Source organism: Pikeienuella piscinae (genome assembly GCF_011044155.1).
GTDB classification, from domain to species: Bacteria; Pseudomonadota; Alphaproteobacteria; order Rhodobacterales; family Rhodobacteraceae; genus Pikeienuella; species Pikeienuella piscinae.
The window spans coordinates 2,152,256-2,170,580 of sequence record NZ_CP049056.1 but is presented as its reverse complement, the minus strand read 5'-3'; the positions used below and the strand labels follow the sequence as shown (position 1 = coordinate 2,170,580).

The window sequence follows — 18,325 nt, the reverse complement described above, 5'->3', positions numbered from 1 at the left end:
CACGTCATTTGCATCGCTCTTGCCGGGAGCGCGCCCCTCGTGGGCGCGCGGATGAGAGGGATGACATGAAGCTCGTCACAGCAGTTCTGAAACCATTCAAGCTCGAAGAGGTGAGAGAAGCTCTGACCGCCATCGGCGTTCAGGGACTCATGGTCTCCGAGGTGAAAGGATATGGCCGTCAGAGCGGTCATACTGAGATCTATCGCGGCGCCGAGTACGTGGTGAATTTCGTGCCGAAGATCCGGCTTGAGGTCGCCGCGCCCGATGGCGAAGTCGAGAAGATCGTCGACGCGATCAGCCGGACCGCCCGCACCGGCAAGATCGGCGACGGCAAGATCTTCGTCTGGGATATCGAACAGGCCTTGCGCGTCCGGACGGGTGAGCAGGGCGAGGAAGCGCTCTGATGCGCGACAAACATGCAGGGAACAAGAGACATATGACCAGAACTCTCAATCGCGCCGGCCTCGGCGCCGCGCTCGGTCTCGCGGCGTTCACCGCGCCGGCGCTTGCGCACGAGGCCTCCGATGTCGCGGCCAATCCACCCGTCGCCGGCGAGATCGGCTATATCTTCACCACGTTCATGTTCCTGGTGGCCGGTTTTCTGGTCATGTTCATGGCCGCCGGGTTCTCGATGCTCGAAGCCGGGCTGGTGCGCACCAAGAACGTCACGATGCAGCTCACCAAGAACATTGCGCTCTTCGCCTTCGCTGCGATCGCTTATTATGTGATCGGTTATCACCTGATGTATCCGGGCGAGGGATGGAGCATCGCCGGTTATCTCGGCGCGTTCTCGATGGCGGCATTGGAGCCGGTCGGTCTCGCCGGGACCGAAACCGATCTGAGTTACGCGTCGGTCGGTTCGGATTTCTTCTTCCAGCTGATGTTCTGCGCCACCACCGCGTCGATCGTCTCCGGAGCGCTGGCGGAGCGCATCAAGCTCTGGCCCTTCCTCGCCTTCATCATCGTTCTCACCGCCCTGATCTACCCGATACAGGCGTCGTGGAAATGGGGTGGCGGTTTCCTCGACTCAATGGGTTTCCTGGATTTCGCCGGCTCCACGGTCGTGCATTCGGTCGGCGGCTGGGCCGCTCTCGCCGGCGCGCTGATCCTCGGGCCGAGACTCGGCAAGTACAAGGACGGCCGGGTCAATCCGATGCCGGGCTCGAATCTCACCCTGGCGACGCTCGGCACATTCATCCTCTGGCTCGGCTGGTTCGGCTTCAACGGCGGCTCGCAACTCTACATGAACTCGGCCGGCAACGTCGCCGATATCAGCCGGATTTTCGCCAACACCAACACGGCGGCGGCCGGCGGTGCGATTGCGGCGCTGATCCTGACGCAGGTGGTGTACAAGAAGGTCGACCTCACGATGTTGCTGAACGGCGCCCTCGCCGGGCTTGTCTCGATCACGGCGGAGCCGCTGACGCCGAGCCTTGGCGCGGCGACGCTGATCGGCGCCGTCGGCGGGGTGATCGTGGTCATCGCGGTGCCTTTCCTCGACAAGCTGAAGATCGACGATGTCGTCGGCGCCATCCCGGTGCATCTCTGCGCCGGGATCTGGGGCACCGTCGCGGTCGTGCTGACCAATTCCGACGCCTCGATCGTGACGCAGCTGATTTCGATCATCGTCGTCGGCGTCTTTGTCTTCGGCGTTTCCGGCGTGGTCTGGTACATCCTGAAGCTGTCTATGGGCATCCGCGTCAGCGAGGAGGACGAGGTCAACGGGCTCGACATGTCCGAGCTCGGCATGGAGGCCTATCCCGAGTTCGGCCAAGGCTCGCAGATCAGCTGATCGTCATTCGATCCTCGGGACGGCGCCATGGCGCGCCGTCCTCACTCAACCCGGGCTTCGGCCCGGGTTTTTCTTTGGGGGGGCCGACCCTCGCGCGCCGACGGGCCCTTGGCGACGCCCCCCTCGACGCTCCGCGATTGACTCCGCCCCGCGATCATGTGGCCATTGGGGGGCAACAGCGAGGAAAGCACATGGACAGCGCAGATCGCTCCCGCAATGATATGAAGGGCCTCAGATCGGCGCGCGAGCTGGAGGCCCATCTCCTCTGGCTCGACAGCTTCACCCCGGCGGCGCTCGGCGTGCTGGCGATCGCTTCGGGCATCTACACCTATCTCGGGGTCTCGTCGCTCTTGAACGGTTCGGGCGCGATGACCTTCTTCGCGGCGGTCGCCTATTCCATCGCGGTTTCGGTCGGCATCTTCGTCTTCTGGAGCTACATGCTCAGACTCATGCCGGCGATGCGGAGCGCGTCGAGCTTCATCGGCCTCACCGTGGCGATGCTGGTCGGCTCCGCCGCGATCATCGCGATGTCGAGCTGGCTGAACGCCGCCGCGCTCGCCGGCGGCGCCGCGGTCGAGCGGCATCTGGCGCGGACGGTGCAGGATTACCAGTCCAGTCTGGAGCGGGCGAACGAGATCGCGGTGAGCGCGCAGGGCCTCGCGCGCGATGTCGCGCGGGTGCGCCAGAGCTTCGAGGACCTGTCCGAGCAGGAGCAGAGCGGCAATCTTTCCGGCACGGCGGGGCGGGGCGCGGTGTTTCGCCTGCTCAATCAGAAGGCGGCCGAACTGGGGGCGCTGGAGCGGCAAATCGCCGAGCAAGACGAGCCGATCCGCCGCGCCTTCGAGGAAGGCAATGAAATCCTGAGCCGGATGCGCACGCTGATCGTCGAGCAGGGATCGGTCAAGCAGCGCTCCGTGACTTTTTCTGAGGAATCGGTCCGCCTCGCCGGGGTCATCACCACGATGCGGCAATTGCAGGTCGCGCAGCTTGTCGCGCGCGCGGCCGAGGACCTGCGCGCCTCCGTAGTTCTGCCTGAACTCGATGGGCGCAACGCGCGGATCAGGAGCGATCAGGAGGCGACGATCGGCTCGGTCCTCGAAGCGTTGGACAGCCGGGCGCGGACGCTGAAGGATGCGGCCGAATCGGTGCTGGCGACGCCGCCGCCAGTGGAGACGACCTACACACCGATCACCGGCGCCGACGCGGTGATCCGCTACGCCGGCAATTTCATTCCCTCCTGGGCCGGCGCCATCGCCATCGATCTCCTGCCGGGCGTTCTGGTTTTCATCCTGGCCATCACGCAGGCCGCGATCCGACGCGGGCGGGACGGCGCGGGCGTCGAGGACACGCTCACCCTCGCCGATCTTCGCGCCGCGCTGCGCGCCGTGCAGGATATCGAAATTTCGACCGGATCGACCGATGAGGCGGCGGTCGCACCGATGGGTTTGCGAAGCCCCCGCGCGCGCGGACCGGCGAGCGCGGCGGAATAGCGAGCATGACCGGCGACAGCGCTCTTCGCGACCGTTTGCCTTCGATCCGCGCGGTGCTGATCGGCGCGCTGGCGGCGCAGGTTCTTGTGGCGCTGGCGGTCTTTTCCGAGGATATCTGGCGCGTGATCGAGTTTCGCGGCCGCGACGAGGTTCGGACAGTGCCGACCGCGCCGGTCAGCCCCGGCGATCAGCGTCGCCCATACTCACCGGCCACCGTTCCGGCGCAACCGGACCGCGAGCGGCGGCGCGACGCTCCGATCGTCATTCCGGAGACGCTGCCGACGCGGATGGCGTTCTCGATCCGGGAGACGGCCGCGCGCGGCGTCGTCCTGCTCGCCGCCGGCCAGATCGACGCGAGGGCGGCGGGCCGCTTTCTCACCTTCGTCGAAGGGCTGGAGGCGCCGCCGGACTTCATCGCGCTCCACAGCCCCGGGGGCTCGGTCGCCGAGGCGCTCAAGCTGGGCCGGGCGATCCGCGAGGCGGGTTTCGCGACGATGCTCACCCCCGACGCGGCCTGCGTTTCGGCCTGCCCCTACATTCTGGCCGGCGGCGTCAGGCGGCTGGTCTCCGGTTCGGCCTGGGTCGGGCTGCATCAGCACTACTACGATCAGTCCGCGATCCTGCCGGCGTTCATGGCGGTCGAGGCGATTCAGGCCGGTCAGGGGGACACGCTGCTCTATCTCGAGGAGATGGGGATCGATCCGGTGATGCTGGCGCACGGGTTGAAGACGCCGCCCGAAGATATCTATCTCCTCGTCGAGGAGGAACTGCTTGGCTACGGCCTCGCGACGGAAATGACGCCCTGAAGTTGGCGATTGTTAGCGGTTTCTTAACCCGGTCCGCCTTGACTGACCGCACCAATCCGGCGGCGGGAACGGGCGATGGCGGCGAGTGGTCCGAAAATCGACGATGGCCAGGCTCTGAGAAGGGCGCGGCTCGCCGCCGTTCTAGCGTTTGCGGTCTCGTCCACGGGGCTGTTGATTTGCGGCCTCTTCCGGCTGATCGGGGATGTTGAAGCTGGGGACGGCCCGGCCACTTTGATCGCGCTTCTCTCCCCTTCGCTCGTCGCGTTGGCGGCGCTCGCGGCTTGCGCTGGCGGTTCAGGGGAGCCCGTGTTCAGGAACGATGGCGACGCCTTTTCGCGATGGCGCGCCCGCGCGTCGGGGGAGGAAGCTCTCGCTCCTCCCCTGGCGTATGGTACCGACGCCCCGGCTCGAACGGGGGACCCCTAGATCCACAATCTAGTGCTCTAACCAACTGAGCTACGTCGGCGCTGACCGGGCGCGCGCCCGGAACCGGCTTCGTCTACAATTGGCGACGGTATTTTGCAAGATCGGGGCGCTCTGCGCTTGCCAGCCGCCCTACGCCTGAGCCATCAAGGGTCAGGGAGGGCGAAGCATGGGCATCGACAAGGAATCCGCTGCGGACGCGAACCTGCAGATCGGCCCGACCACGCTCGGCATGGTGCGGATCTATGTCGAAAGCGGCGGGCATGAGATCCCGATGGATTTCGAACCCGAGGAAGCCGAGGAGATCGCCGAGGAATTGCGGGCGTCCGCAGCTCAGGCGCGCCGACAGGCTAGCGGCAAGGCGGCGGGCAGGTCGCGCGGAAAATCGGGTGGCGGGGGCGGCGGCAAAGCCGGGAAATGAACGCCGCCGGCGCGCAGCCGGAATTCATCTGGGATCCGGAGCGGCTGCGGCTGGTCTGGGCGAATTCCGATGGGCTGGCGTTCTGGGGTGAAGAGAGCCTGATCGACCTTACCGAACGGGTCTTCGCGCCGGGCGACGAAACGGCGCGGGCGCTGGCGGCGCGGATCGCGGAGATCGGCGAAGGCGGCGACGGGGCCGGGCGGCTTGCGCTCAATCCTCGCGGCGCGCCGGTCTGGGCGCGGGCCGCCACGACGCTGGAGCGGGGCGCGGACGGGCGGTTGCGGCTGCGCGTCGCGCTATCCGAAGTCGAACCGCCGGATGACCGGCTGCTGGCGCTGATGCGGGCCGGGTTCGACGCCGCGCCCCAGCCGCTGGCCATCTTTTCAGAAACTGGCGCGCTTCTGGCGCGGAACGAGGCCGACCGGCGCGGCTTCGCCGCCGGGCCGGGCGGGTTCGTCGAACGCTATGTCGACCCGGCGGAGGGACGAAACGCGCTGGCGGCGACGCTGAGCGGCGGCGCGTATAGCCGCAAGTCGGAGACGATGGGCGCCGGCGGGCCGTCCCGACACCGGGTGTCCCTGCGCCGGATGAGCGATCCGTCGACCGGCGCGCTGGCGGTGATCGCCGAGTTTCAGGATCTTTCCGACCGTCCGGCGCCGACGCGCGCGGAGGCGACTTCCACGGCGTCCGATATCGCGAAGCTGGCGCATGATCTGCGCTCACCGCTGACCGCGATCGAGGGCTTCGCCGAATTCATCGCGATGGCGGGCGACGAGATGAGCGCCGAACGGCGCGCAGGCTATCTGGATGATATCCGCACCGCGAGCCGGCGGATGCTGGCGCTGGTGGAGGAGATCGTCGCGCTTGGCGCGCCCGGAACGGACCCGGCCGCGCTGCGCGGGTCAGGGTGCGGGCCGGTCGATCTGCGCGCCCTGGCGGAAGAGATCGCCCGGCTCCACGCGCCTGAAGCGGCGGCGGCGGGCGTGACTTTGAGCGTCGAGGGGGATTCGCATGTGGAGCCAGAATGCGACGCGGCGTCGCTCCAACGCATTCTCGGCAATCTCGTCTCCAACGCGCTGGAGCATGGTCGCCGTCCGGGCGGCGCGGTGCGGGTGAGTCTCGATCGCGGCGCGAATGCGATTGAAGTCGCTGATGACGGGCCGGGAATGAGCGCGGAAGCGCTCGCCGCCGCGCTCCGGCCCTATGGACGCGAAGCCGGTGCGGGCGGACGCACGGGCGGGCTCGGGCTTTCCAATGCGAAGGCGCTCGCCGCTGCGATCGGGGCGCGGCTGCAGATCAGGACCGCGCCCGGCGAGGGGTTCGCCGCGCGGTTGGTGTTTCGGGCCGGCTGAACATCGCCTTGCTCCCTATGAAGCCTCGGCGATGAAACTGAAGAGCCGGGTTTCGCTGATCGGCTTCGGGATCATCCGCAATCCCAGGCGAAAACACTCCGAGCGCACGGCGGGCGCCTGGCTCGCCGTTACGATCCCGGCGGGGATCGGGCCGTGCTGCGCCCTGATGGCGGCGATCGCCTCGGGGCCGGTCTCGCCGTTCTCGAGCGCGTAATCCGCCAGCACGATGTCGGGCGAGACGCCCGTCTCTTCCAGCAACCGTAGCGCCAGCGCGCCGCTCCTCGCTTCGAACGCCGAGATCCCCCAGGCTTCAAGCTGCATGGCCAAAGCCGCGGCGACTTCCTCGTCATCCTCGACGATCAGCACCAGAAGATCGTCGCCGATCGCGTTCGCGCCGCGCTTTGCGACGGCCGCGCGGGCGGTCGCGGCGGCCGTCGCCCGTCGCGCCGTGACCGAGAAGCAGGAGCCGCGCCCGACGGTGGAGCGGAGCTGAAGCCGATGCCCGAGCTGCGCGCAGGCCCGCTCGACGATGGTGAGGCCGAGCCCCATCCCTTCGGTCGCGTTGCCATGAGCGTCTAGTCGATGAAACTCCTTGAAGATATCGGCGCGCCGGTCCTCCGGCACGCCGGGCCCCGTGTCCCATATCCCGATACGCGCTTCGTCATTTCCCGCGCGCCTGACACCGATCAGCACCCCGCCGGTCCCGGTGTAGCGGATCGCGTTCGAGATCAGGTTCTGAAGGATGCGCCTGAGGTAGGACTGGTCGCTTTCGACGACCGCGCATGTCGGAGCGAGGCGGAGCGCCAACCCTTTCGCGCGGGCGGCGGGCGCGAACTCCTCGTGCAGGCGCTCAAGCATCGGGCGCAGCGCGATCGGTTCGCGCTTCAGGTCGGCGTTTCCGGAATCGAGTCGCGAGATGTCGAGAAGCGCGCCGAGAATGCTCTCGACGCTGCCAAGCGCATTTTCCGCCCGTCGCACGATTTCATTCGTCCGCGTGTCGAGGTCCATCGATTCCAGGGAGGAGATGAAAAGCTTCGCCGCGGAGAGCGGTTGCAGGAGATCGTGGCTCGCGGCGGCGACGAAGCGCGATTTTGTCGCGTTCGCGCTCTCGGCGACGCTGACCGCCTGCTCAAGGTCCAGCGTCCGCTCCCGGACCCTCATCTCAAGCGATTCGTTCGCGGTGGAGAGCGCTTCGACCGCCCGGCGCTCCGAGGTGACGTCGGTGAAGGATATCACGAAGCCATGATCCGGCATCTCTGTCGCGAAGACGCTCAGAATTACGCCATCGGCGCGCTCCATGTCGAACTTGACCGGCGCGCGCGGGGCGGATTCGGCGACCCAGGCGCGTATGCCTTCGGCCGACATCCCGTCGGTGAAGACTGCGCCGCGGACGATGTGGTCGCACAGGGCGTCGAACGGCGCGCCGCGCCTCACCAGCTTGATCGGCGGCGTCAGGAGCGCGCCGAGCCGCCGGTTCCAGTCGGCGAGCCGCCCTTCGCCGTCGAAGATGCAGACGCCCTGATTGATATGGTCGAGCGTTGCGCGACTCATCCGCGCCTGGTCGTCGAGGAGCTTGGTGCGCTCCGCCCGTTCCTGCCGGATCATGTCGGTTATATCGGTCTGCAGGATCGCCACGCCGCCGTCCGACGTGAGGTGCTCACTGACCTGGAGCCACACCCCGCGCTTGAGCGGCACATTGAATATCTCGTGTTCGCTTTCGTGCAACCGCCGCAGACGGTCCGCCCAGGTGAGCGCGAGCCCTTCCTGAGTCGGATCTAGCGCGGCTGTCCGGCTGACGAGGTCGATATACTCGTCGAAACGCATGCCGACCGAAAGCCGGCCCCGCACATCCGGCAGCCCCCGGCAGAAGCGCGAATTGAACATCACCATCCGGCCGTCCGGGCCGAACAGCGCGAACCCTTCCTCCACCGCCTCCAGCGCGTTGCCGAGGTTGGCGCGGGCGCGCTGTTCGGCTTCGTTCGCGGCGGCGAGGCGGGCGTTCGAATCGTTCAGAAGCTCCAGCGTTTTCTCCAGATCGCGGGTGCGCTGGCGGATCTCCTCCTCCAGCATCACCGCGCGCTGGAAATGCGCATAGCCGGCGCCGGACTCGTCGGTCGTCTGCTCGACCCGGCGCATCAGCGCCTCGCTGATCTTCAGCAGCTTGGCGACGTTCCGCTCGGCGTCGTCCTCGGGGTTGAGCAGCGTCGGCGTCACCGTTTTCAGTCCTCTGGCGGATAGATCGCGAGGCCGGTCATCGTCTGGTTCACATGCGCGCCGTTGAACTGTTCGCCATAGGTGTTGAAGCCGATCACGTTGTGTGCGGCCAGTAAGCGCGAGACCGCAGCGGTCGCCTGCTTCTGTTCCGCCTCGACCCGGCGCAAGAGGCAGTCGCAGGCAAGGACGAGGCTCGGCGCGGCCGGCTCCGCGAGCGCCTTCATCTCGCGTTCGAGATGAAGCGCGATGTCGTCCGGGTCCGCCAGCGTCAGCACCAGCCCCTCGTCGATCGCCGAGAAGAAGACGAGATCGCCGTTCGGCGCGACTTCGCGGATCGCCCGGACATGGTGCTGGCCGCCGATCCGGACCAGGACGGGGTTCGCCGCGAAGATGAACGGGGAAAGCTGTTCGGGGTCCTGCCCGAGTATGCGCGCGTATTCGCGCGCCGCCGGCTCGGCGTTGATCTCTCGCACCAGGCGGCGCGCGGGGTCGGCGGCGGTCACCACCATGCGGATCACGGTCGGGCGGTGATGGTCGAGCCGGAACGTATGGATCGGGCAGCGCGTACGGATCAGCGCCACGACGGCTGCGTTGCACCGGACGTCTCCGTTCGCCATCACGCGGGTCTCGCGAAAGGCGAGACCGTCGCCTGCCGAACCGCCGAAAAGCGGCGTCGGGCCGAGGGCGGTGGAAAGAGCGGCGGCGACGTCTTCCTCCTTCATCGAAAGCCCGTCGACCAGCAGGAAGGCGCAATCGCGCCGCCAGTCGGGCCGAGCGTCGGCCAGCGCCGCGCGCGCGCGTATCGCGCTCATTCCGACGGCCTGTTGGTCGATCGAATTCACGTCGTCGATTGTCAGCAACTCCGCGGCGAACGCGCTGGCGGGGAAGCCGAGCGCCACAACCTCGCCGCTGGCGTAACCAGCCGGGGAGATCTCGCCCGCCGTGGTGCATCCGATCAGCGCAGCCTCGGGACAGGCCGCGCGAACACCTGCCGAAATGCGCGCGAAATCGCCCTCGTGCGACACGAAGAGCGCGATCAGCGCGAATTGTCCGACGCCGAGGCCGGCGCGGATAGCCGCGACCGCGGCGTCCGGATCGGCCGAGCGCGCATGCGCCTTCCGAACCGCCGCTGCCGCCGCCCCGCTAGCCGGCGCGCGGGTTCCGTCCATCTCTCACCCCCGGTTTCGGGGCTATGCGACCACCCCGATCTTGTCGGAGACATTAGGCGCCGGAGCCATTCTGGCGCAACAGCTCCGAGAAATTCGCCCGACTGGCGATCAGCACAGCCTGGGTTCGGCTCTGAACGCCGAGTTTTCTGAGAATCGCAGTCATGTGCGCCTTCACGGTCGTCTCGGCGATGGAGAGTTCATGCGCGATCTGCTTGTTGAGCCGGCCCTCGCAGACCAACTCCAGTATCCGCGCCTGTTGCAGCGTCAGTTGCGAAAGGCGTTCGACCGTGTCGACGCCGGGTTCGTTCGCGCCGTCGATCCTAGCCGCGGCGGCGTAGTCGTCGGGGACGTAGACCTCGCCCCTCGCAACGGCGTCGAACGCGGTGCGAAATCGGTCGACCTGACTGTGCTTGGGCACGAAACCCGACGCCCCGGCGCGGATCGTCAGAGAGACGATCTTGTCCTCCGCCATCGAAGAGACGACCAGAACCGGCGTGACCGGCGCCGCCCTCTTCAGCCAGATCAACCCGTCGAGACCATCGACATCGGGAAGGTTGAGATCGAGGAGCACGACATCGGGCGCCGGTCCCGCGCGGAGGATGTCGAGCGCAGTCGCGAGGCTCGCCGCTGTGCGGATATCGGTGACACCGACGCAGGCTTTCAACGTCATCGAAAGCGCTTCGCAAAAAAGCGGATGATCGTCCACGATCAGCGCCGATTTCATCGCGTTCGGTTTCCCTTCGGTCCCTTGCGCCCGCATGGAGATTCCGCCTTTCCTGCGGCTCCGGTTGGAGCCATTATCGGATAGAACGCAAAAACTGCGTTATTTCACCATGAAGGCCGACGCCGTCGCAAGGCGCCGCCGCCCGCCCCGCGACCAAAGATGTAGGTCGAAACCGGTCGCGCGCGTCGCGGCGCCGATACGCCGCACGGCGTGGGAGTGATCGGAGCGGGCGCCGCGGGGGCGCGTGCAGGGTTGACGCGGCGGCCGGCGCGCTGGACGGTTCCCGAACCGGGCGCGCGGACGCGGCCGGCGGTACTGGCGACTCGAGGGAACAAGAATGGCGATGACGGCGAAAGAAGCCTGCGCGCGAACGCGCGAGATCGCGGCGCTCGCGCCGATCGTTCCGGTTCTGGTGATCGAGGATGCGGCGCGCGCGGAGGGGTTGGCCGCCGCGCTGGTCGCTGGCGGGTTGCCGGCGCTGGAGGTGACGCTTAGAACCCCGGCTGCGCTGGATGCGATCCGGGCGATGGCGGGGGTGGCCGGCGGCGTCGTCGGCGCCGGCACGCTGATGAGTCCCGCCGATGTGAGAGCGGCGAAGGCGGCGGGCGCGCGTTTCGGCGTCTCACCCGGCTCGACGGATGCGATTCTCGACGCCGCAGAGGCCGAGGGCCTGCCGTTGTTGCCCGGCGCGGCGACTGCGACCGAGGCGATGCGGCTGCTGGAGCGCGGCTACGATCTCATGAAGTTCTTTCCGGCCGAAGCGTCCGGCGGCGTGGCGGCGCTGAAGGCGCTCGCGTCGCCCCTCTCGGCGGTCTCCTTCTGCCCGACGGGCGGCGTCAGCGTCGCCAACGCGGCGGAATATCTCTCTTTACCGAACGTGCTTTGCGCCGGCGGCTCGTGGGTCGCCCCGGCGAAGTTGGTCGCGGCCGCCGACTGGGACGGGATCACGGCGCTGGCGCGCGAGGCGGCGGCGCTCGGGACGCGGCGATGAGTGAAGCGGCATGGGCGGCGCTCGACGCCGACGCCGCGCGGCTGAAGGCGACTTCGCTGCGCGCGCTCTTCGAAGCCGATGAGAAACGGTTCGAGCGGTTATCCTTCCGGCTCGACGACTTGCTGATCGATTTCTCGAAGGAGAAGATCGACGCGGGCGCGCTTCGGGCGCTGCTGGCGCTGGCCAAAGCGCGCGGCGTCGCGGCGCGGCGGGATGCGATGGTTCGGGGTGAGCCGATCAACGAGACCGAGGGCCGCGCCGTCTGGCACATGGCGCTCCGCGGCTCCGTCGACGACGCCCCGGCCGAGGTGAACGAGGTGCGGGAGCGATTCCTGACCTTCGCGGAGGACGTGCGCGCCGGCCGCTTTGCGCCGGCGGCGGGCGGGCGGTTTACCGATGTCGTCAATATCGGCATCGGCGGCTCCGACCTCGGCCCGGTCATGGCCGTCAGGGCGCTCCGGCCGGATCATGACGGGCCGCGTATGCATTTCGTCTCCAATGTCGATGGCGCGCACCTGACCGACGTGCTGGCCTGGCTCGACCCGAAGACGACGATGGCGGTGATCGCCTCCAAGACCTTCACGACGCAGGAGACGATGACCAACGCGCGCTCGATGCGCGAATGGCTCGCCGCCAGCGGGGTCGAGCATGGGGCGCATCTGGCGGCGGTCTCCACCAATTTGGAAGGGACCGCGGAGTTTGGCGTCGATGAGCGCCGCGTCTTCGGCTTCTGGGACTGGGTCGGCGGACGCTATTCGATCTGGTCGGCGATCGGCCTGCCGCTGGCCATCGCCATCGGGGCGGAGGGGTTCCGGTCTTTCCTCAAGGGCGCGGCGGCGATGGACCGGCATTTCCTGACCGCGCCGGCGGAGCGCAATCTGCCCCTGCTTCTGGGGTTGGTCGGGCTCTTCAGGCGGAGCTGCATGGGCTGGCCCACCGTCGCGCTCATCCCCTACGATCAGCGGCTGGAGCGGTTCCCGGCCTATGTTCAGCAACTCGACATGGAATCGAACGGCAAGCGCGTGACGCTGGCAGGCGAGCCGGTCGGCCGGGCGACCGGGCCGGTGATCTGGGGCGAACCGGGAACCAACGCCCAGCATTCCTTTTTCCAGCTTCTGCATCAGGGCGCCGACGTGATCCCCGTGGAGTTCATCGCCGCCGTCGAGCCACGCGAGGCGCTCGGCGACCATCACGCGCTTCTCCTCGCGAATTGCCTGGCGCAGGGTCGCGCGCTGGCTTTCGGGCGGACGGAGGCGGAGGCGCGGGCGGAAATGGCGAGGGCGGGGCAGTCCGCGCGGGAAATCGACCGGCTGGCGGCGCACCGGACCTTTCCTGGCGACCGTCCGTCTACGACGATCCTTCATCGCCGGCTCGACGCGCACAGCCTCGGTCGGCTGATCGCGCTCTACGAACACAAGGTCTTCGTTCAGGGGGCGATCTGGGGAATCGACAGTTTCGACCAATGGGGGGTCGAACTCGGCAAGGTGCTGGCGAGCGAACTGATTCCGATGCTGAAAGGCGCGCCGGCGGAGAAGCTGGACAGCTCCACCGCCGGGCTATTGCAGGCCATCAGGGGCGCTTAGGCCGCCTTGCGCCGGGCGCGGTAGCCGAGAAGGCCGAGCGCGCCGAGAAGCAGCAGACCCGGCGCCGGCAGCGGCGCGACAGTCACGTCATCATAGGGCAGGTCCGGAAACGCGATCGGGTGAATCTCGCCGTTCCGCAGCGAAAGGGAATTCGCCGCGATCATGCCATAGAAATTAGCCGCGACGCTGACCTCCGCTTTCGGCGCGATGATATGCGCGCTGAAGGTCTGGTTGATCGAGAGCGATGTCGCCTCGTAGAAGTTGAAGATCAGGTTCGGCGTGGCGTTGCTGATCTTTCCGGCGAAGTTGATGATTTCACCCGAGACGTTGACGATCGTCGGGACGGACGTCGTTGCGCCGAAGTTTGTGTTCTGGTTGGTGAAATCCGACGCATCGAAATTGAAGATCTCGATCGCGTCTGCGGTCGCGCCGGCGGCGAACCTGGAATTGTTCGAATCGCCTTCGAGCACGCCCGTGTCGCCGAGAGTGACGCCGAGTTCCTTGAGGTAATCAGAAAGACCGAAGAGAGCGTCGCTCACCTCCGCGACGGGGATGCCGGCGACGCCCTGCGTCACGGTTCCGCCGCCCTGCGCCTCGACATTCACGCCGGGCGCCACGGTTCCGCCGATCACCACATCGCCGCCATTAAAGGAGCGGATGCCGCTTCCGCTGACGTTTCCACCGATGAAGACCGTGCCCGAGGGGCCACCGTCAAAGGTGAAGTTCGAAACCGGATCCTTGGTCAACTCGGAGAGTTGGGGCGAGGTATAATCGCCGCCGACGAAGGTGCGGCCATGAACGTGGACGCCGTTGTCGAAGTCGCCCAGCGTGATCACGTTGAATCCCTGAAGCAGTTCGATGGGATTCACCGCCGCCGCGTACGCGTGACCCGAGAGAGAGATGGCGGCCGCGCAAGCCGACATGGCGAGTATCTTGTTCATCCTGACGTCCCCACAAGGCGCTATGCGCCGATTCACCTGAAACAATGTCGCGCTCTCCCTTGAGCGCTGAAGGGTGACGTAAAGGTAAACCTTGGCGAAATCAAGGCTCAAAATTGATGAAACTTTGTAAATGTAAGGCTTTCGTCTGTGTGTCGTGGGGCGCGCGCAATCCTTGCGGGACGCTTGAACGCGCTTTGCCGCGCCGTCGGCGCTCTGCTAAGAGCGGGGCCGGAAAACGCCTGACCTTCAAGGGAGACCCAAGATGACCATGCTCACCCGCCGCGGCGCCCTCAAGGGGCTTGCCGGCGCCGCCGGCGCCGCCGGTTTCGGCTTGCCGGCGCTCGCCGCAGACAAGCTCGTCGTCGGCGCGCTCCGTTTCACCAGCCACGCGCCGAGCTTCGTCGCGCTGGAGCGCGGCTATTTCAAGGAGGCCGGACTCGACGTCGAGTTCAGCTTCTTCCAGGCCGCACAGCCGATGGCGGTGGCCATCGCCTCGGGCGATGTCGGTTTCGGCGTCACCGCGATCTCCGGCGGGTTGATCAGCCTGGCGGACAAGGGCGCGGTGAAGGTGATCGGCGGCGGTCTGCAGGAGGAAAAGGGGATAGACGGGCAGATGATCCTCGCCTCCAACGCCGCGCATGAAGACGGGCTGACCACGCCCGCCGGGCTGCGGGGGAAAAGTTTCGGGATGACCACGGCGGGGTCCTCCTTTCACTACATGGGCTCGAAGATTGCGGCGGCGGAGGGGTTCGCGGGCGAACTTAAGATGACGCCGCTCCAGAAGGTCGGCGCGGTGATCGGGGCGCTGAAATCGGGCCAGATCGACGCTTGGGCCATCGTGCCGCATATCGGCAAGGCGCTGGTCGGCGGCGAGGCGGCGAAACAGATTGGCTGGGTCGCGGATTATTTGCCGAACTACCAGGTGACGACGGTTTTCACTTCGGCCGAAACCGCGGCCAACGAGCGGGCGAAAACCGAAGCCTTCATCGCCGCCTTCGCGAAAGGCGCCGCCGATTTCAACGCTGCGCTGGTCGACAGGACGGCGGGCGACGAGGCGGCGGAGGAAATGACGAAGCTGATCCACAAATATGTTTACGCGGATGATGATTACGCGAAGGCGGCGCCGAAGATCGTGAATGGCGCGATGCGGATGAACGAGGGCGCCGCGCTCAACATCGCCTCGATCGAGGATCAACTCGCCTGGTTCAAGGCGGAGGCTCTGGTCTCCGCCGACGTGACGATGGAGACGCTGGTCGACAGCAGCTACGTTCCCGCGATCTGAACTGGATCGCCGCCGCAAAGCGACGGCGCCGATATGGAGATCGCTCTCGAACGGGTTAGCCATCGCTACGGCGCGACCGAAGCGCTGAGCGACATCTCTCTCGCCATTCCGGCGGGAGAGATCCTTTGCGTGGTCGGTCCGTCGGGCTGCGGCAAGTCCACGCTTTTGCGCCTGATCGGCGGGCTGGAGCGACCCGAAGCCGGAGAGATCAGCCTGATCGGCGCCCCGCCGGAGAATTGTCTGAATCCGCTCACATACATCTTTCAGGATTTCGCCTTGCTGCCGTGGCGGACGGTCGAGGGAAACGTCGAATTGGCGCTGGAGCATCACGGCATGACGCGCGCGCGGCGCGCCGGGATCGTGGCCGGCGTGCTGGAGCGGACGCGGCTGACGGAGTTCGCCGGGGCGCTGCCGCGGCAGATATCGGGCGGCATGAAGCAGCGCGTCGCCATCGCGCGGGCGCTGGCGGTGAACCCGGCGGTGATGCTGATGGACGAACCGCTTTCCGCGCTGGACAGTCAGACCCGCGAATTGCTGATGGACGATCTCGTCGCGCTCTGGACGCGCCAGCCCTTCACCGCTGTCTACGTGACGCACAACCTCGCCGAGGCGGTCCGGCTCGGCCACCGCATCGTCGTCCTTTCGCGCCGACCCGGACGCGTGCGCGAAGTGGTCGAGATCGACGCGCCTCTGGACGCCCGCGGCCCGGGCGACGGCGCGCTGGAGGCGGTGCAGGCCCGGCTCTGGACGCTGATGCGGGAGGAGGCGATGGAGGCCGACAGGGAGATCGTCGATGGTTGAAGCCGCGCCGCGAGAGTCCGCGCGCCGCCCGGTCGCCTTTCGCGGCGGCGGATTTCAGCCGGGGCGGGCGCGCTGGGTCGCGCCCGTCGTCTTTCTGCTGATCCTCGGCGTGTGGGAGGCGGGAACCCGGACCGGCGTCATTTCCGCGCTCACCCTGCCGCGTCCCAGCGGCGTCGCAGCCACATTCGCGCAACTCTGGGAGTCCGGGCTCCTCTTCAAGCACCTCGTCCCGTCGATCACCCGGCTTATCGTCGGCGCCGTGATTGGCGTCGGCGCCGGCGTCGCTGTCGGCTTCGCCATTGGGCTGTTCACGCTGGTGCGGGCCGGGCTCGCGCCGCTGATCGCGGCGATTTTCCCGATCCCGAAGATCGCGCTCCTGCCCTTGTTCGTAATCTGGTTCGGGATCGGCGAGCCGTCGAAATACGCGCTGATCGCGTTCGGCGCCTTCACCCCGACCGTGGTGTCGACCTGGGGCGCGGTGGACAATGTGGACCGAACGCTGATCCGCATGGGCCAGAGCTTCGGGATGCCCTGGGGCGCGATCGTCGCCAAGATCGTGTTTCCGGGGGCGCTGCCGGGGATTCTCTCCGGTCTGCGCGTCAGTCTCGCGATCGCCATCATCCTGCTGGTCGCGGCGGAGATGCTGGGCGCGGAATACGGCGTCGGGGCCTATATACTGGAGGCCGGCGCGCTCTACGATCTCGACAGGCTATTCGCCGGAGTTCTGATCCTGTCGGCGATGGGGCTCACGGTCGGGTTCCTGGTCGGGCTGGCGGAGCGGCGGCTGCTGGGTTGGCGCGGCTAGAGGGCGTTCGGGTCGACTGGAAACGCGGCTAGAAGCGCATCGGCGGCAGGTTCTTGAGCATCCGGAATACGGGCGTCAGGCGCTCCGGGTCGCGCCACGGGCTCTCGAACCGGTCGATCCGGCCGATGGTGTGATGGCGGAACCGGAGCATCGTCCGCTCGCGCTGATGTTTCACGAACCGAGTGAGCGAGAACGGGCGGCGCCGGGACACCCCCTCATGGTGGATGAGGGCGGCGCGCGGCTCGAGCGCCACGCGCCAGCCGGCGGCTCCGGCGCGAAGACAGAAATCGACATCGTTGAACGCGACGGGAAAGGCCGAAGCGTCGAAGCCGCCGAGCGTGTCCCACACCTCCGTCCGGATCAGCATCGCCGCCGCCGTCACCGCCTCGCGCAGATGCGGCGCCGCCATCCGGCCGCAAAGGCCGGGCGCGTCTTCGGGCGCGCTCTTCAGGTCGTGACCGGCGACGCCGCCATGACCGACGATCACCCCCGCATGCTGGATTGTCCGATCGGCAAAGAGCAGTTTCGCGCCGACCACGCCGACACCGGGCGCCGCCAGCGTCTCCGCCATTGGCCGAAGCCAGTCCGGAGCGGGAGCTTCAATGTCGTTGTTGAGAAGAAGAAACGCGGCGACTTCGGAAAACTCGGCGCGCGCCAGCGCCGCGCCGCGATTGACCATGGCGGCGAAATTGAACGGGGCGGGGTTCATCTCGATGCGGATGCGGGGATTGGCTCTAATGGATTCATAGAGCGTCAGGGTCTCCGGGTCCGTGCTCCCGTTGTCGATGACCACCGCGACTGGCGCCGGCTCCTCCGTCTCGTCCAGAACGGCTTGAAGCGCGGCGCGGATCAGGCGCGGGCTATCGCGGTTCGGGATGATCGCGGCGACCGGGCCGAGCGCGCTGCGAAGCGGCGGCGGGGCCGGGGCGGCGTCTGTCGGGGCGAGGATCGCGGCGGGGTATGGGAGATGAGCGACGCGGTGATCGGGGCGGATCAGCCCGGAGGGCGCGGCGCCCCCCTCCAGCGCCGACCGCGCCTCGGCGCCGAGCGCGCTGGCGCGGAAGAACACCGCGCGCCCAGCGTAATCGATTCGCTCCAGGAGGAGCGGGTCATGGCACGGTTTCAGGCGCAGCGCGTCGGCTCTTCCCCGGGTCAGATCGTCCGCGATCACGACATCAACGTCGTCTGGTGCGCCTTCGATCAGCGGTCCGGCGCCGGGCGCGAGCGCATCGTCAGGACCGAGCGCGAAGGACCATCCCGCCGGCGCCGCCGATCCGCCCGGGCCGAGCCGCCAGATTCTCTCGGCTTCGGGCAGCCCGGCGCCGCAAACTGGCGCCGCGCCGCAACACCGCGATGCGTCATTCTCCGGCGCGTTCATCTTCACCCTTGTGAATTCCCGGTATATGACCGATTCTTGGCGTGGAACGAGGATGGGATGCAAGGCGTGGGTTTCAACGCGTCGCCCCATCGATGTCAGGACAGGCGACTCGACATGGCGAGACATGACATTTGATTTCAGAGTGCAGCAGTT

Annotated in this window: 16 protein-coding genes and 1 tRNA gene; 11 read left to right on the top strand and 6 right to left on the bottom strand. The window is 67.4% G+C overall.

What is annotated here, in order from left to right:
* Window positions 1-65 precede the first annotated feature (65 nt).
* The 4 genes from G5B40_RS10465 (at window position 66) to G5B40_RS10450 (ending at window position 4,088) form a co-directional block, all read left to right on the top strand.
* Entirely contained in the window at window positions 66-404 is a 339-nt protein-coding gene (locus G5B40_RS10465; protein WP_165098261.1) for a P-II family nitrogen regulator, read from the top strand.
* 32 nt (window positions 405-436) lie between these two features.
* Window positions 437-1,792: an ammonium transporter gene (gene amt / locus G5B40_RS10460; RefSeq protein ID WP_165098258.1), complete on the top strand. Its 1,356-nt coding sequence runs from the start codon at window positions 437-439 to the stop codon at window positions 1,790-1,792.
* Window positions 1,793-1,983: 191 nt separating this feature from the next.
* Window positions 1,984-3,282, top strand: coding sequence for a hypothetical protein (locus G5B40_RS10455; protein ID WP_165098255.1), 1,299 nt, complete (start codon window positions 1,984-1,986; stop codon window positions 3,280-3,282).
* 5 nt (window positions 3,283-3,287) lie between these two features.
* Entirely contained in the window at window positions 3,288-4,088 is an 801-nt protein-coding gene (locus tag G5B40_RS10450; protein ID WP_165098253.1) for a COG3904 family protein, read from the top strand.
* 389 nt (window positions 4,089-4,477) lie between these two features.
* On the opposite strand, the gene G5B40_RS10445 is transcribed toward G5B40_RS10450, so the two are convergent.
* A tRNA-His gene (locus G5B40_RS10445) sits at window positions 4,478-4,554 on the bottom strand.
* A 126-nt stretch (window positions 4,555-4,680) separates the two neighbouring features.
* On the opposite strand from G5B40_RS10445, the gene G5B40_RS10440 reads away from it, so the two are divergent.
* Both G5B40_RS10440 and G5B40_RS10435 read left to right on the top strand, forming a co-directional pair.
* A complete protein-coding gene (locus G5B40_RS10440; protein ID WP_165098251.1) occupies window positions 4,681-4,932 on the top strand; it encodes a DUF6324 family protein in 252 nt (83 codons plus the stop codon).
* Window positions 4,929-6,284: a sensor histidine kinase gene (locus tag G5B40_RS10435; RefSeq protein ID WP_165098249.1), complete on the top strand. Its 1,356-nt coding sequence runs from the start codon at window positions 4,929-4,931 to the stop codon at window positions 6,282-6,284. The genes G5B40_RS10440 and G5B40_RS10435 overlap by 4 nt, the downstream gene beginning before the upstream one ends.
* 15 nt (window positions 6,285-6,299) lie before the next feature.
* On the opposite strand, the gene G5B40_RS10430 is transcribed toward G5B40_RS10435, so the two are convergent.
* Genes G5B40_RS10430 through G5B40_RS10420 form a run of 3 tightly spaced genes read right to left on the bottom strand, consistent with a single transcriptional unit; the run spans window position 6,300 to window position 10,427 of the window.
* The gene (locus G5B40_RS10430; RefSeq protein WP_165098247.1) at window positions 6,300-8,498 is read right to left on the bottom strand and encodes a PAS-domain containing protein; all 2,199 of its coding nucleotides are present in this window, start codon (window positions 8,496-8,498) and stop codon (window positions 6,300-6,302) included.
* Between the two features lie 5 nt (window positions 8,499-8,503).
* Window positions 8,504-9,667: an FIST N-terminal domain-containing protein gene (locus tag G5B40_RS10425; protein WP_165098245.1), complete on the bottom strand. Its 1,164-nt coding sequence runs from the start codon at window positions 9,665-9,667 to the stop codon at window positions 8,504-8,506.
* 52 nt (window positions 9,668-9,719) lie between these two features.
* The gene (locus tag G5B40_RS10420) at window positions 9,720-10,427 is read right to left on the bottom strand and encodes a response regulator (RefSeq protein ID WP_179961616.1); all 708 of its coding nucleotides are present in this window, start codon (window positions 10,425-10,427) and stop codon (window positions 9,720-9,722) included.
* Window positions 10,428-10,728: 301 nt separating this feature from the next.
* Between G5B40_RS10420 and eda the strand changes: the two genes are divergently transcribed.
* Both eda and pgi read left to right on the top strand, forming a co-directional pair.
* The gene (eda, locus tag G5B40_RS10415) at window positions 10,729-11,382 is read left to right on the top strand and encodes a bifunctional 4-hydroxy-2-oxoglutarate aldolase/2-dehydro-3-deoxy-phosphogluconate aldolase (protein WP_165098243.1); all 654 of its coding nucleotides are present in this window, start codon (window positions 10,729-10,731) and stop codon (window positions 11,380-11,382) included.
* On the top strand, window positions 11,379-12,965 hold the full coding sequence (gene pgi / locus G5B40_RS10410; RefSeq protein WP_165098241.1) for a glucose-6-phosphate isomerase: 1,587 nt from the start codon (window positions 11,379-11,381) through the stop codon (window positions 12,963-12,965). Before eda ends, pgi begins: the two co-directional genes overlap by 4 nt.
* On the opposite strand, the gene G5B40_RS10405 is transcribed toward pgi, so the two are convergent.
* Window positions 12,962-13,906, bottom strand: coding sequence for a collagen-binding domain-containing protein (locus tag G5B40_RS10405; protein WP_165098239.1), 945 nt, complete (start codon window positions 13,904-13,906; stop codon window positions 12,962-12,964). The two genes, pgi and G5B40_RS10405, sit on opposite strands and share 4 nt — an antisense overlap.
* 262 nt (window positions 13,907-14,168) lie before the next feature.
* Between G5B40_RS10405 and G5B40_RS10400 the strand changes: the two genes are divergently transcribed.
* The 3 genes from G5B40_RS10400 to G5B40_RS10390 are packed head-to-tail and all read left to right on the top strand — an operon-like array spanning window position 14,169 to window position 16,794.
* A complete protein-coding gene (locus G5B40_RS10400; RefSeq protein ID WP_165098237.1) occupies window positions 14,169-15,188 on the top strand; it encodes an ABC transporter substrate-binding protein in 1,020 nt (339 codons plus the stop codon).
* 33 nt (window positions 15,189-15,221) lie between these two features.
* Window positions 15,222-15,989 carry an ABC transporter ATP-binding protein gene (locus tag G5B40_RS10395; RefSeq protein WP_165098235.1) on the top strand — a complete coding sequence of 256 codons (768 nt, stop codon included), beginning with the start codon at window positions 15,222-15,224 and terminating at the stop codon, window positions 15,987-15,989.
* Window positions 15,982-16,794, top strand: coding sequence for an ABC transporter permease (locus G5B40_RS10390; protein WP_165098233.1), 813 nt, complete (start codon window positions 15,982-15,984; stop codon window positions 16,792-16,794). The genes G5B40_RS10395 and G5B40_RS10390 overlap by 8 nt, the downstream gene beginning before the upstream one ends.
* Window positions 16,795-16,822: 28 nt before the next feature.
* Here G5B40_RS10390 and G5B40_RS10385 read toward each other — a convergent pair whose 3' ends face one another.
* On the bottom strand, window positions 16,823-18,172 hold the full coding sequence (locus tag G5B40_RS10385) for a glycosyltransferase family 2 protein (RefSeq protein ID WP_246209845.1): 1,350 nt from the start codon (window positions 18,170-18,172) through the stop codon (window positions 16,823-16,825).
* Window positions 18,173-18,325 lie beyond the last annotated feature (153 nt).

Coding starts and splice junctions, on each gene's coding strand:
- G5B40_RS10465 (WP_165098261.1), top strand. CDS start 66: ATGAAGCTCGTCACAGCAGTTCTGAAACCATTCAAGCTCGAAGAGGTG.
- amt (WP_165098258.1), top strand. CDS start 437: ATGACCAGAACTCTCAATCGCGCCGGCCTCGGCGCCGCGCTCGGTCTC.
- G5B40_RS10455 (WP_165098255.1), top strand. CDS start 1,984: ATGGACAGCGCAGATCGCTCCCGCAATGATATGAAGGGCCTCAGATCG.
- G5B40_RS10450 (WP_165098253.1), top strand. CDS start 3,288: ATGACCGGCGACAGCGCTCTTCGCGACCGTTTGCCTTCGATCCGCGCG.
- G5B40_RS10440 (WP_165098251.1), top strand. CDS start 4,681: ATGGGCATCGACAAGGAATCCGCTGCGGACGCGAACCTGCAGATCGGC.
- G5B40_RS10435 (WP_165098249.1), top strand. CDS start 4,929: ATGAACGCCGCCGGCGCGCAGCCGGAATTCATCTGGGATCCGGAGCGG.
- G5B40_RS10425 (WP_165098245.1), bottom strand. CDS start 9,667: ATGGACGGAACCCGCGCGCCGGCTAGCGGGGCGGCGGCAGCGGCGGTT.
- G5B40_RS10420 (WP_179961616.1), bottom strand. CDS start 10,427: ATGCGGGCGCAAGGGACCGAAGGGAAACCGAACGCGATGAAATCGGCG.
- eda (WP_165098243.1), top strand. CDS start 10,729: ATGGCGATGACGGCGAAAGAAGCCTGCGCGCGAACGCGCGAGATCGCG.
- pgi (WP_165098241.1), top strand. CDS start 11,379: ATGAGTGAAGCGGCATGGGCGGCGCTCGACGCCGACGCCGCGCGGCTG.
- G5B40_RS10405 (WP_165098239.1), bottom strand. CDS start 13,906: ATGAACAAGATACTCGCCATGTCGGCTTGCGCGGCCGCCATCTCTCTC.
- G5B40_RS10400 (WP_165098237.1), top strand. CDS start 14,169: ATGACCATGCTCACCCGCCGCGGCGCCCTCAAGGGGCTTGCCGGCGCC.
- G5B40_RS10395 (WP_165098235.1), top strand. CDS start 15,222: ATGGAGATCGCTCTCGAACGGGTTAGCCATCGCTACGGCGCGACCGAA.
- G5B40_RS10390 (WP_165098233.1), top strand. CDS start 15,982: ATGGTTGAAGCCGCGCCGCGAGAGTCCGCGCGCCGCCCGGTCGCCTTT.
- G5B40_RS10385 (WP_246209845.1), bottom strand. CDS start 18,172: ATGAACGCGCCGGAGAATGACGCATCGCGGTGTTGCGGCGCGGCGCCA.